The 12,955-nt window shown below is 45.6% G+C and carries 13 protein-coding genes; 2 read left to right on the top strand and 11 right to left on the bottom strand.

Translation table 11 applies throughout. The features are described from left to right. Nucleotides 1–2 precede the first annotated feature (2 nt). From LRR81_RS00540 to pepV, 9 genes are all read right to left on the bottom strand, one after another. Nucleotides 3–1,061: a phosphotransferase family protein gene (locus LRR81_RS00540; protein WP_231787348.1), complete on the bottom strand. Its 1,059-nt coding sequence runs from the start codon at nt 1,059–1,061 to the stop codon at nt 3–5. A gap of 23 nt (nt 1,062–1,084) precedes the next feature. Next, complete coding sequence (locus LRR81_RS00535) at nt 1,085–1,495, bottom strand: acyl-CoA thioesterase (protein WP_231787347.1); 411 nt, start codon at nt 1,493–1,495, stop codon at nt 1,085–1,087. 12 nt (nt 1,496–1,507) lie between these two features. Then, on the bottom strand, nt 1,508–2,287 hold the full coding sequence (locus tag LRR81_RS00530; RefSeq protein ID WP_231787346.1) for an enoyl-CoA hydratase: 780 nt from the start codon (nt 2,285–2,287) through the stop codon (nt 1,508–1,510). After that, the gene (locus LRR81_RS00525) at nt 2,287–3,174 is read right to left on the bottom strand and encodes a 3-hydroxyacyl-CoA dehydrogenase family protein (RefSeq protein WP_231787345.1); all 888 of its coding nucleotides are present in this window, start codon (nt 3,172–3,174) and stop codon (nt 2,287–2,289) included. The genes LRR81_RS00530 and LRR81_RS00525 overlap by 1 nt, the downstream gene beginning before the upstream one ends. 40 nt (nt 3,175–3,214) lie before the next feature. Then, entirely contained in the window at nt 3,215–3,781 is a 567-nt protein-coding gene (locus LRR81_RS00520; RefSeq protein WP_231787344.1) for a TetR/AcrR family transcriptional regulator, read from the bottom strand. Between the two features lie 73 nt (nt 3,782–3,854). Next, a complete protein-coding gene (locus tag LRR81_RS00515) occupies nt 3,855–5,471 on the bottom strand; it encodes a long-chain-fatty-acid--CoA ligase (RefSeq protein WP_408631571.1) in 1,617 nt (538 codons plus the stop codon). 39 nt (nt 5,472–5,510) lie between these two features. After that, complete coding sequence (locus tag LRR81_RS00510; protein ID WP_231787343.1) at nt 5,511–6,287, bottom strand: SDR family oxidoreductase; 777 nt, start codon at nt 6,285–6,287, stop codon at nt 5,511–5,513. Nucleotides 6,288–6,299: 12 nt separating this feature from the next. After that, nucleotides 6,300–7,526, bottom strand: a complete 1,227-nt coding sequence (locus LRR81_RS00505; protein ID WP_231787342.1) for an acyl-CoA dehydrogenase family protein — start codon at nt 7,524–7,526, stop codon at nt 6,300–6,302. A gap of 135 nt (nt 7,527–7,661) precedes the next feature. Next, nucleotides 7,662–9,059, bottom strand: a complete 1,398-nt coding sequence (pepV, locus tag LRR81_RS00500; protein ID WP_231787341.1) for a dipeptidase PepV — start codon at nt 9,057–9,059, stop codon at nt 7,662–7,664. A 718-nt stretch (nt 9,060–9,777) separates the two neighbouring features. On the opposite strand from pepV, the gene LRR81_RS00495 reads away from it, so the two are divergent. Then, a complete protein-coding gene (locus LRR81_RS00495) occupies nt 9,778–11,079 on the top strand; it encodes an NCS2 family permease (protein WP_231787340.1) in 1,302 nt (433 codons plus the stop codon). Nucleotides 11,080–11,149: 70 nt separating this feature from the next. Here the strand turns inward: LRR81_RS00495 and LRR81_RS00490 are convergent, their stop codons facing one another. Continuing rightward, the gene (locus LRR81_RS00490) at nt 11,150–11,515 is read right to left on the bottom strand and encodes a DUF5362 family protein (protein WP_231787339.1); all 366 of its coding nucleotides are present in this window, start codon (nt 11,513–11,515) and stop codon (nt 11,150–11,152) included. A gap of 406 nt (nt 11,516–11,921) precedes the next feature. Here LRR81_RS00490 and LRR81_RS00485 point away from each other — a divergent pair, with 406 nt between their 5' ends. Continuing rightward, entirely contained in the window at nt 11,922–12,143 is a 222-nt protein-coding gene (locus LRR81_RS00485; RefSeq protein WP_231787338.1) for a DeoR family transcriptional regulator, read from the top strand. Between the two features lie 43 nt (nt 12,144–12,186). Here LRR81_RS00485 and LRR81_RS00480 read toward each other — a convergent pair whose 3' ends face one another. After that, nucleotides 12,187–12,915, bottom strand: a complete 729-nt coding sequence (locus LRR81_RS00480; RefSeq protein ID WP_231787337.1) for a pseudouridine synthase — start codon at nt 12,913–12,915, stop codon at nt 12,187–12,189. Nucleotides 12,916–12,955 lie beyond the last annotated feature (40 nt).

The raw sequence follows: 12,955 nt of genomic DNA, 5'->3' as shown, positions 1-12,955 counted from the left end.
GCTTATTTAAGGCCCTGCTGAGCGGTTTTCAAGCTATGCTTGATCAGACTCCCGGCAAACTTGCCAAAACCGGCAAAGCGCTGATCATTTGTCTGGCCGTTATGGTAGCGGAAGTAAATCTGCTGGCAAATGACCGCGAGCTTGAAATAGGCAAACGTCAAATAGTAAGGAATGTGCGCTGTATTTCTGCCGCTTTTCTCAGCGTACCGGCGGATAAACTGCTCTCTCGTATAAAAACCAGGGTGAACGGTGACTGTCGGTTTACCCATTCCATATTTCAAAAGCTCCGGATCATCCTCTTCCATCCAATAGCTGAGTGCTGCACCAAGATCAGCCAGGGGATCTCCGACCGTTGCCATCTCCCAGTCAAAGAGCCCTGTCATTTTTTTCAGATCTTTTGTAAAGAGAGCATTATTAAGCTTGAAATCATAGTGAATAACAGCTGGATCCTGTGAGGCAGGGAGATTCTTTTCCATCCAGCCTGTGAGCTCCTCCACTTCTTTGATTTCATCTGTTTTAGCTCTGTAATAACGGCGGATCCATCCCTCAACCTGGCGCTCCATAAACCCTTCAGGCTTGCTGATGCTTTCAAGGCTTGTCCCCTTATAAGGCACACTGTGAAGCTCTGCCAGCGTATCGGCCATATTTTCTGACAGCCTGACGCAAATTTCCTCTTCGGCTCTTATCCCTTTCGGAAATTCAGTATCGATGACTGTACCGTGCCTGCGCTCCATAAGGAAGAAGGGGCTTCCTGCAAGATCAGAGCTTTCCTCATATAAAAATGGCTTCGGGGCAAGCGGAAATAAAGGATGCAGCGCCTTCAGCACTTTATGTTCTCTTTCCATATCATGAGCCTTCGGGGCTACTGGCCCAAGCGGCGGTTTTCTGAGTACAGCTTCCCAATCGCCGATGGAGAGAGCATATGTGAGATTGGAAGCACCTGTGCCAAACTGGCTGACCTGAAGCCTGCCTTCAGGCAAATCAAATTTGCTCCTCAAATAGGATTCAAGTCTTGTCTGATCAAGCTCTTCGCCTTTTCTGACCGGTATGGTGCTGGTCATATTTCTCTCCCCCCTTTCGTTTTTTAGATGCTGCTTGCAGCGGGATGACGCTCCAGTTCCGCCCGAATTTCTTCAGGAATACGTGTGCTTTTCTGATTTTCAAAATCATAGGTCACAATAACCGAATGTCCTTTTGCTGCAATCTTTCCTGTAGCCTCAATTCTCATCAGCTGCTCCAGATGAAAGCTTTTGTTTCCAATTTTGGAGACAGCTGTTTCAATCAGAAGCACATCATTAAACCGGACTTGATCCAAAAAATCGCAGGAGGCTGATGCCAAAATAAACTGCCATTCGTTTGCATTCATTTCAAAGCCGATTTTTTCAAAAAATTCGACCCTTGCTTCTTCCATGTAAATGAAATAGCTCGTATTGTTGACATGGCCTAGTGCATCTGTTTCACAAAATCTGACTTTAATTCTGGAATGATATACCAATGTCTTTTCCTCCTATTGATGGGTAAATACCGGTTTCCTTTTTTGAATAAACGCCTGAACGCCTTCCTGGATATCCTTTGTCTGAAAAACTTCCTCGAACAATTCCGCTTCCCTTTCAAGGCCCTGCTCAAGCGGCAGATCCAGGCCTTCATCAACAGCTTTTTTGACTCTTTCAAGGGCAGGCAGTGAATAAGGGGTAATTTTCGCTGCAATTTCCATGGCTTTGCCAAGTCCTTCGCCTTTTGGCACGACAGCATTAACAAGGCCGATCATTTCTGCTTTGTTTGCATCAATCGGCTCGCCTGTAAACATGATTTCCTTTGCCCGTGCTTCTCCGACTGCTCTTGAGAGCCGCTGTGTTCCGCCTCCGCCCGGGAACAATCCGAGCTTGATTTCCGGCAGGCCGATCTGCACATGCTCTTCTGCGATACGGAGATCACAAGTAAGCGCAAGCTCGCAGCCGCCGCCAAAGGTAAGACCGTTCAGCACGGCAATAACAGGCTTTGGAAAATGATCAATATTGCTCAGCATGCGGTGGTTCTCCATGAAATGTTCTTTAATTCCCGTTCTTCCCATTAATGATGGAAATTCTTTTATATCAGCTCCTGCCATAAAGGCACGGTCGCCCGCGGACGTTAAAATGACGACAACGGTTTCTTTGTCTTGCTCGAGCTCTGCAAAAACCTCTTTCAGCTCATCGATTACCTGCTTCTCCATGACATTCAATGGAGGATTATCAATTGTGATGACCGCTATTTTTTCCTGTTTTTCAACCCTGACCTTTCTTTCCATTAGTTTTTCACTCCTGCTTTTTCGTATTGATACCAGCCTTTTCCTGTCTTCCGTCCAAGCTCGCCCTTTCTCACTTTATCTTCAATGCAGGCGGCGGGCTTGTCTTCCGGATTTCCCGTCTCTGCATAGCGCTGCTCCATCACGTAATAGCCCACATCAATGCCTGACAAATCCATCAGCTCAAAAGGACCGATTGGGTGATTTAATGCTTTTTTGCAGATGGTGTCAATGTCTTCAAAGTCGGCATAGCCGTTTTCGTAAAGATAGACAGCTTCTTTCTGAAGTGCCCCCAATATTCTGTTCGCGATAAAACCGGAGATTTCTTTTTTCAGCAGCACAGCTGTCCGATTAATCTGGCGGCTGACTTCCATTGTTGCCTGTGCTGTTGCTTCACTTGTTTTTTCGCTTGTTACCACTTCGACGCAGTCCATGACAAGCGGCGGGAAAAAAAAGTGCATGTTGATGACTTTATCAGCCCTGCTTGTTGATTCCGCAATCAGCGAATTTACGATGGTGGATGAGTTTGTTGCAAGAATGGCATGAGCTGGCGCAATGGTATCAAGCTGCCTGAAAAGCTGCTGCTTCGCATCCAGTTTTTCCACAATGGCTTCGATAACAAAGTCCGCGTCACCCGCAGCCTCTTCAAGACTCTGGGTGAAAACTAGCCTTTCAAAAGCAGCGTTTTTCTCTTCTTCTGAAATCTTACTTTTGGCCGTCCATTTCGTCATAATGCCTTTCAAAGTTTCCTCCGCTTTTTTTAAAGCGTTTTCATTTACATCTTGAATGGCTGTTTCATAGCCTCCAAGAGCACAAAGCATGGCGATTTGATGACCCATCTGCCCTGCTCCAGCCACGCAGATTTTCCGGATGTTTTCTGATGCTGCCATTTTTCTTCCTCCTTTAAATGTTGTCATCTGATTCAGAGGCTCAGTCTGCCTGTATACCCTCAAGTAAAATTCTCTGAAAAATTCTTGATACTTCTTCGTCTGTTGACCTGCCTTCCGGATCGAACCAGAAATAGCTCCAGTTTGTCATTCCAAGAATAGCGAGAGCAATAAAGTCTGCAGGAAGGTCTTTCCGGAATTCGCCTGTTTGCATGCCGCTCTTTAACGTTCTTTCAATATTCTGTTTGAACTCGTCCCGCTTTTCTTCCACAGCTGCCATGTTCTCACTGCTCAGATGGCGCATTTCTCTGATAAAAACGTGTGCGCTTAATCCTTCCTGCTTGATATCTGAAATCAGCACATAAATCATGTCGTAAATTTTTTCCTTATGATTTTTTGTTCCATCTGCCAGAATTTCTGATTGCCTTTTTAAAAGGTGATCGATATAGGAAAGGTGAATGTCCATGAGCAGCTGTTCTTTGTTTTTGAAATAATAGTAGAACGTCCCTTTTGTGACATTGAGGGCATCAGTAATTTCCTGTATGGACGTTTCTTTAAAGCCCCGCTCTGCAAAAAGCCTGATGCTTTCCTGAACTATTTTTTCTTTCATATTTCTGCTATCCTCTCAATCTATTCTTTTGCTCTATTACTTCACTTGCTGCTGAATAGATTTTTCTTCGCTGTCACACATGCTTTTGCGCTGCTTCCTCCCGCAGAGCCCGGCGGAGAATTTTCCCGACATTTGTTTTCGGCAATTCTTCTCTGAATTCTATTTCCCGGGGAACTTTATAAGAGGACATATTCGCCCGGCAATATTCAATCAATTCTTCTGCACTGATATCCTTGCCTGTTTTCAGAACAGCGAAGGCTTTTACGGATTCGCCTCTATAAGGGTCTGGAATTCCGATGACGACCGCTTCTCTAACAGCTGGATGCTCATACAGGATTTCTTCAATATCCCGCGGATAAATATTGTAGCCGCTCGCAATGATCATATCTTTTTTTCTATCTGTAATATAAAGGTAGCCGTCCTGATCCTTCATCCCAATATCTCCTGTAAAAAGCCAGCCGTCCCTTAAAGCATGGGCTGTTTCTTCAGGCATGTTCCAGTATCCTTTCATGACCTGCGGCCCGTATATGATGATTTCCCCAAGCTCACCAGGCGCAAGTTCTTCAAGGCCTGTTGCCACATCTACAATTTTGCAGGCTGTCTGCGGAAATCCAAGTCCGACACTTCCCGGCTTCCTGTCAGCAAAGGCTGGATTGCAATGCGTTGTTGGCGAGGCTTCTGAAAGGCCGTACCCTTCCAGTATTTTCGCTCCTGTTTTTCTTTCAAACTCTTTAAGCAGTTCTACCGGCATTGGAGCACTGCCGCTGTTGCAGATTTTCATGCAGTCGAGGCCGTAGTTTTCTGCTTCAGGGTGATTAGTAATGGCCACATACATTGTCGGGACACCCGGAAAAATGGTCGGCTGTTCATGTTTAATCGTTTCCAGCACTTCATTTAAATCAAATCGAGGCAGCATAATCATGCAATTGCCGCAATAAATAGAAAGGTTCATGCAGGAGGTCATGCCGAAAACATGAAATAGCGGGATCACGGTTAAGCACTTTTCCTCGCCAAGCCTTACCTCTGTTTTGAAAAATTCATAGGATTGAATGGTGTTTGCCACAAGATTCCGGTGTGTCAGCATCGCTCCTTTGGAAAGGCCTGTTGTCCCGCCTGTATACTGCAGCACAGCGATGTCATTTGCAGGGTCTATCACTGCTTCGTGGTATATGCCCGCTCCCGATCTTAAGAAGTTTTCAAAGGACAGAGAGTCTGCGGGCTCTGAAGAAGCACCGCCAAGTGACACTGTAATCACAGTTTTCAGGCTCGTTTCAGCCCTGACAGCCTGGACTTTTTCGTATAAGGCGTCATAGACGACGAGAACTTCAGCTTCAGAGTCATTCAAAATATGCTGTATTTCTCTTTCCACAAGCATCGGGTTCATCTGTGTGACGATGCCGCCGGCCTGAAGAATGCCATAATAGGCGACAGCATACTGCGGACAGTTCGGAAGCATGACTGCCGCCCTTCCTCCTTTTGCAAGCCCGCTTTTCGCCAAAGCTCCTGCAAAGGCTGATGCAGCATCTTTCAGCTCGCTGTAGCTCATTTTCTGACCGTAAAAGGACACCGCTGGATGGCTGCCGTAAATTTCTGCTGACTGCTTTAGCATATCTGAAAGTGATAAATCCGGAATGGTGAGATCATGGCTCATGCCCTCCGGATAAACAGAAAATCTTTCTTCATGCATCATAAAACACCTCCTGAATTCGTTATATAAGTGCATGCCTATTTAAAGCACGTGGCTGCCTCCGTCAATAATGAGCACATCGCCCGTCATATAATCAGAAGCTTTTGAGGCGAGGTAAACGGCTGCTCCTTTTAAATCATCCTCTGTGCCGAACCTCTTTAAAGGCGTCATTTCCAGAAGATAATCATGTCCCTGTTCAATCAGCACCTTAGACATTTTTGTCGGGAAAAATCCTGGCGCAATGGCGTTTACATTAATGCCGTGCGCGCCCCATTTGGCAGCCAGATCCTTTGTAAAAGTAATCACGGCTCCTTTGCTTGTGTTGTAGCCGATCGTGTCCATGTACCTTGGATCTGCCCCGCCAAGTCCTGCAACAGAAGAAATGTTGATGATTTTGCCGCTGCCCTGCCTGATCATTCTTTTTCCGGCTTCCTGTGACATAAGAAATGTTCCTGTGACATTCACATCGATGACCTTTTTCCAAGCATCAAGCGGCATTTCTGCAGCCGGCGCTCCCCATGTTGCTCCGCTGTTATTCACGAGAATATCAATCGTGCCGAACTCCTCTTCAGCAGCACTCATCACCTGCTGCACATCCTCCTGTGACGTCACATCACAGGCTAGAGCAATGGCCCTTATTCCTTTTTCCTCCTGCAGCCTCCGCGCTGTTTCCTCACAGGCTTCCTTTTTCCTCGAACAAAGCACAAGATTGGCGCAAGCTTCAGCCAAACCTTCCGCAATCTGTTCGCCGAGCCCTCTTCCTCCGCCTGTTACAATCGCTGTTTTTCCAGCCAGGCTGAATAAGTCTTTTATGTGCATGCTTCTTCCTCCTTACACCGTCTGAAGCGGCTGTGCATATTTTTTAAGCTCAAGCCGCGCCAGCTGTGCTTTGTGTACTTCGTCAGGGCCGTCTGCAAGTCTCAGCGTCCTGGCATTTGCCCAGTGGGCAGCAAGCGGAAAGTCTTCTGAGACTCCTGCTCCTCCAAAAGCCTGGATGGCTCTGTCAATGACATTAAGCGCCATGTTCGGCGCAATGACTTTTATCATTGCAATCTCTGCCTTCGCTTTCTTATTGCCTGCCGTATCCATCATGTAAGCCGCTTTAAGCGTCAGAAGACGCGCCTGCTCGATTTCAATCCTGGATTCTGCAATCCAATCCTGAATCACACCCTGCCTTGAAAGAGATTTGCCAAACGCTTCTCTCGATTGAACACGCTTACATAATAATTCAAGTGCTCTTTCCGCTGCCCCGATCAGCCTCATGCAATGATGAATTCTTCCCGGACCGAGCCTTCCCTGTGCAATCGCAAAGCCTTTGCCTTCGCCCCAAAGCATGTTATCCTTTGGCACGCGGACATTTTCAAAGGATATTTCCGCATGTCCATGCGGAGCATGATCATATCCAAATACGGAAAGCGTCCGTTCAATTTTCACCCCAGCTGCATCAAGCGGAACAAGAATCATGGACTGCTGTTCATATTTTTCTGCCGATGGATCGTTCTTCCCCATTACGATGGCAATCCGGCACCTTGGATCTCCTGCCCCTGATGACCACCACTTCCGCCCATTAATGACGTATTCGTCTCCCTCTTTTTCAATCCGGCAGGAAATGTTCGTAGCATCAGCCGAAGCGGTATCAGGCTCTGTCATGGAGAAACAGGATCTGATTTCTCCTTCTAGAAGAGGCTGCAGCCACTTTTCCTTCTGCTCCTCTGTTCCATACCTGACCAAAACCTCCATATTTCCTGTATCAGGTGCAGAGCAGTTAAACACTTCCGGCCCGATCAGAGAACGGCCCATAATCTCGCACAAAGGGGCATATTCCTGATTTGTCAGGCCTGCACCATACTCGCTTTCAGGCAAAAACAGATTCCACAGTCCCTCCTTCTTTGCCATTTTCTTTAACTGCTCCATGATGTCCGGTACCTTATCCCACCTCGACCTTTGGCTGTTCAGCTGATCCTCGTATGTTTTTTCATTCGGATAAACGTGCTCCTCCATAAACTGATTTAATCGCTTTTCCAGATCCTTCACTTTTTCGGAATAAGAAAAATCCAATGGATGCTTCCCCCTTTACTTACTAACCGGTTGGTATGTACGATACATCCCTATGATAATACAAATCTTCTGAATAATTCAACTTTTGTCAGAATAAAAAAGCAGAGAGACTGCTGTCCCCCTGCTTGAACGCCATTATTTGGCAAGCTCGTATATTGCTTGGGCATAGATGCCTGCTGCCTTAACTAAATCTTCAATTTCCATGTACTCATCCTTCTGATGGGCAATGTCAGGCCGTCCAGGGAAAAGAGGACCAAAAGCCACCCCTGCTTCCAGCGATCTGGCATACGTTCCGCCGCCAATTGAAATCAGCTCCGCTTTTTCACCTGTTTGCTCTTCATACACTTTTTGAAGCTTCTGAATGAGCGGGTGCTGTGCGTCAACATGATGAGGCTTTGAATCGCTGAAGCTTTCCAGCTTCATACCCGGAATTTTTTTCAGCTGCTCCTGAATCCGGTCAGATTTAGCAGTAACAGGATAGCGGATGTTAATCCCAAGCTTGCCGCCATTTTCATACCTGTAGCTGATGATCCCTGCATTGACCGTTAAGTCTCCGCTGATCTCATCTTTCATTTCAATGCCAAGTTTTTTGCCCCTTGTATCATCCTGAAAATAATCAGAGGCTAAAGAAAGAAATTGGCTTGCATGCTTATCCAGTTTTTCATCCACTAAATAGGCAGCAAGATATATGCCAGCATTCTTCCCGTTATCAGGCTCCATCGCATGGGCGGAAACACCTTCTACGCGAAAATGAAGTTTGCCTTCCTTTTCCACTGCTTGTCCCTTTATTCCATGCTCGGCCAAATAACGGTCAAACCCGTCTGCAAGCTCCTGGCTGCCAGGACCTGATAACACAGCCTCTGCCAAATCCGGCACCATGTTAAAGCGGCGGCCTGACTCAAACCTTTCCAGCAGCACAGCTTGATCTGACGGCTTTTCTTCAGGGAACTGAGTAATCAGCACAGCATCAATGAGCCCTTTTTCCGCATTAATAATCGGAAAGTCTGCATCAGGAGCAAATCCCATGACAGGCATTTCCTCATGCTTGAAATAATGCTCCACACAGCGCCAATCGCTCTCCTCATCCGTACCGATAATCATACGCACTCTCTTGTTCAGCTTCAGTCCCATCTCTTTTACAAGCTTCATGGCATGATAGGCTGCCATTGTCGGCCCTTTATCATCCAAAGCGCCGCGGGCAAAAATTTTGCCGTCCCTGATCTCTGCACTGAATGGATCGCTGGTCCATCCATCGCCTTCAGGCACAACATCGATGTGGCAAAGAACCCCAATCACCTCATCGCCTTCGCCCATCTCGATATGCGCCGCATAGCCGTCTAAATTCTTCACTGTGAATCCATCTGCTTTACCTTTATCAAGCAAATAATGAAGCGCCTCATTTATTCCCTTTCCAAACGGAGCCCCTTCCGTTCCGCCTTCTTCATCCAAAACACTCTTAATGCGCAAAAATTCCTGTGCATCAGATACAAGCTGCTCTTTCCTCTTCGCAGCCTCATCCTGCCATTCAACCATCCCGCTCACCTCTTTAGATTTTGTGTATGTATAGTTTGTACCTATATATGCTAAGATACCACTGGATGGAGAAAAGCGGAAGCCGCTTGTTCAGCCCCGACAAGTGCTGGAGCAAAAATCCAGAAAGTCCGGTTTTGACTTTTTGGATTTTTGTGAAGCGACTCGAGGGGCTAGCGGCTGGAGCTGGACATTGAAGAAAAGCGGAAGCGCCTTGTTTAGCCCCGACAAGCGCTGGAAGAAAATCACGAAAAGTCCGGTCTTTGACTTTTTGGGATTTTCTGAAGCGACTCAGATCGGGCTAGGCGCTGTAGCTGGATAGTGAGAAAAGCGGAAGCCGCTTGTTCAGCCCTGACAAGCGCTGGAGCAAAAATCCAGAAAGTCCGGTTTTGACTTTTTGAATTTTTGTGAAGCGACTCGAGGGGCTAGCGGCTGGAGCTGGATCAAGAAAAGCGGAAGCCGCTTGTTCAGCCCCGACAAGCGCTGGAGGAAAATCCGAAAAGTCCGGTTTTAATTTTTTGGATTTTTGTGAAGCGACTCAGATCGGGCTAGCTTCACTTGTTCCAGCGCCTCAATGATCGCATATTCCGTCTCATCCAGCTCATTTGCTCACCTTTTTTAAAGATCCTGTAAACAATAAATGAATGTCTTGCATTTTGTCATAAAAACGAATAATATAGTCTATGGTTATAAATAATGTTCGTTATTTGGAGGTTTCTTCATGTTTAAGCTGAAAGAGCACAATACTAATGTAAAAACTGAACTCATCGCCGGCATGACCACTTTTTTTACGATGGTCTACATTGTCGTTGTTAATCCTGGCATCTTATCAAATTCCGGTATTCCTTTTCAGCAGGTTTTCATGGCTACTATTATTGCAGCGATCATCGGAACGCTCATTATGGGGCTGCTCGCGAATTATCCGATTGCTATAGCACCAGGAATGGGAATGAATGCTTATTTTGCTTTTAGTGTAGCAAACGGTGAAAACGGTGTGCCTTACGAGGCAGCTTTTGGTGCTGTGTTTGTTGCAGGTATTATCTTTTTGATTCTTTCTTTGACTTCTTTCCGGAAAGCGCTGATTGAAGCGATTCCGTCCAATTTAAAAAACGGCATCACGGCCGGAATCGGTTTGTTTATTGCCTTTATCGGCCTGCGCACAACAGGCATTGTCGCTGACAACAAAGAAAATCTTGTGGCCCTAGGGGATCTTCATTCCCCGTCTGTTATTCTTGCCTTGATCGGTCTTGCTGTTACGTTAATTCTGATGTGCCTGAATGTTAACGGAGCTCTCTTCATCGGTATGCTGATTACAGGAATTGTTGCCTATTTCACTGGTCAGCTGACATTCCAGGAAGGCGTCGTGGCAATGCCGCATCTTCCTGAAGGACTAGTCGTGAATCCTATTACTGCTTTTGGAGATGTGATCACCCACGGTTTGTATGCAGTTGTATTCTCCTTCCTGCTTGTGACCATTTTTGATACAACAGGCACAATGATTGGGGTTGCCAAACAGGCTGGCCTGATGCGCGGTAATGAATTGCCGAATGCAAGAAAGGCGCTGCTGGCCGATTCAACAGCAACTACAATCGGTTCTTTGTTCGGAACAAGCCCGACTACTGCTTATATCGAATCATCCTCAGGTGTTGCAGCAGGCGGACGCACTGGTTTGACTGCTGTTACCGTTGCTGTGCTGTTTTTGATTGCTTCCTTCTTCGCTCCCCTTGTTGGAGCAGTATCAGGTATTTCCGCCATTACGGCCCCGGCGCTGATTATTGTCGGCAGCCTTATGATCGGTGCCATTGCTGATATTAAATGGAACGAGCTTGACGAAGCATTTCCAGCTTTTCTTGTTATTTTGACAATGCCGCTTACTTCCAGTATTGCAACAGGCATTTCACTTGGATTTATTTCTTACCCGATTTTGAAAATTTTCAGAGGCAAAGCAAAGGAAGTCCATTTCTTCGTCTACTTGTTCGCCGTTCTGTTTTTAATCCAGCTCATTTTCTTAGGAAACCATTAATAAGAAAGCCTCCTGCAAAAATGCAGGAGGCTTTCTATTTTCCGCTGGGTTTTTCACTGTGAATAAATTATTACATACTTCCTGAATTCGCTAAAAGATTAATAATAAATGCACCCCAAATAATTGCTGCCAAGAGGAAGATAACCAGCCCCACAAGAAGCAAAATCCCCTGAATTTTAAAATAAACAGCAAGATTGGAAAGAAACTCGCTTAAATTGTTCTCTGACTGATCCAGCTTTAAATCTCCTGCTTTTCCAGCAGCTTTAATAAGAAAAATACCAATAATCAATTCAAGTATGCCTGGTACAGCACCGATGACGAATGCAAAAATACCGGTTAAAGCGCTAAGCCCTCCGGTAACCGCCATGAACCAGCCTGTCAGCTTGCCCCATGCCGAGATTTTAGATACAGCGTCAAGAGATTTTCCATTCAGCATTATGCGTCCACTCCTCTGCAGTTAGATTCAATGATTACTATATGTGCCGAATGATCCAACTATGTTTCGTCCGTATCATTCTTTAGACCTACAAAAACCCAGCAATACCATTTTATCCTTATTGGGGAGTCAATTACCAGGATTTTTACATAAGTTTCGCTTTACAATGGCATATCATAACCTCCATACTACATATAGTGTAGTGTGCAGAAAGCCAACACTAATTTCCAGTGTAAATATTGTGTAAATTTGCCCTTATTTCTAGATACCTTTGTTCTAAAAGTGTAAAATACAAATATAGAGATAAATACAATTCAATAAAGAGCAAAAATGACATTCTTTTTGGGGATCTAGGATAGGACTATCGGACCTTTGCCAATGCGATTAAGTGATAAGGAGTGGTTTTTTGAAACCTTCAACAAACCGTATGCTAACGCGCATCAAATCCATTTACATGTTCATTTTCGAAAGAGGCACGGTAACAACTCAGCAGCTAGTTGATGAATTTGGCATTACGCCGAGAACAATTCAGCGCGATTTGAATGTGTTATCCTATAATGACCTTGTAAGTAGTCCAAGCAGAGGCAAATGGACCACCACAAAAAGAAAAGTCAAAATTTCATCCTAATAAACGTACATAAAAAGGTGCAGCATGCTTGCTGCACCTTTTTTCAGTCTATTGAAAGAGCCTGCGCATTTCTGAGCTCTTCCACTTCCTCTTCATCAAGCTCTCTGTATTCCCCAGGCTCAAGATCTTCATCAAGCGTTAGCGGACCCATGCTCAATCTTTTCAGATAGGTTACTTTCTTTCCGACCGCTTCAAACATTCTTTTAACTTGATGGAACTTGCCTTCCGTAATCGTCAGCTCAATTTTTGACGTGCTGTCTGACTCTAATATGTTCAGTACAGCCGGCTTTGTCAAATAGTCATCATCAAGTGTGACGCCTTTTTTAAACGCTTCTATGTCTTCCTCTGTTACACAGCCTGCAATTTCAGCAAAATATGTTTTGGGCACATGCTTTTTCGGTGACAAGAGCTGGTGTGCCAGCTGGCCGTCATTAGTAATAAGCAGCAGCCCTTCTGTATCCTTGTCAAGCCGCCCTACTGGAAACGGCTCAAGCATCGCATCCTCCGGTTCAAGAATATCCACCACTGTTTCCTGTGACAGATCCTCTGTCGCTGAAAGCAGTCCTGCCGGTTTATTCATCACTAAGTAAATAAACTCCCTGTATTCCACAATTGCATCCTGCACCGTAACTTCCTGCGAATCCGGATCAACATGTGTTTTCGGGTCTTTCACAACCTCGCCGTCCGCCTTCACTTGCCCGCTTTTCAGAAGCTTCTTTACTTCTTTTCTGCTGCCAAAGCCGCTGTTGGCGAGTAGCTTGTCTATTCTCATTCTGAATCCTCCATTCAAAAACAGGCTGAAGCTAATCTTT

This window comes from Metabacillus kandeliae (assembly GCF_021166585.1).
GTDB lineage: Bacteria > Bacillota > Bacilli > Bacillales > Bacillaceae > Metabacillus_B > Metabacillus_B kandeliae.
Note: the sequence above shows the minus strand (reverse complement) of the source record. Positions and strands in the feature narration are given on the sequence as shown.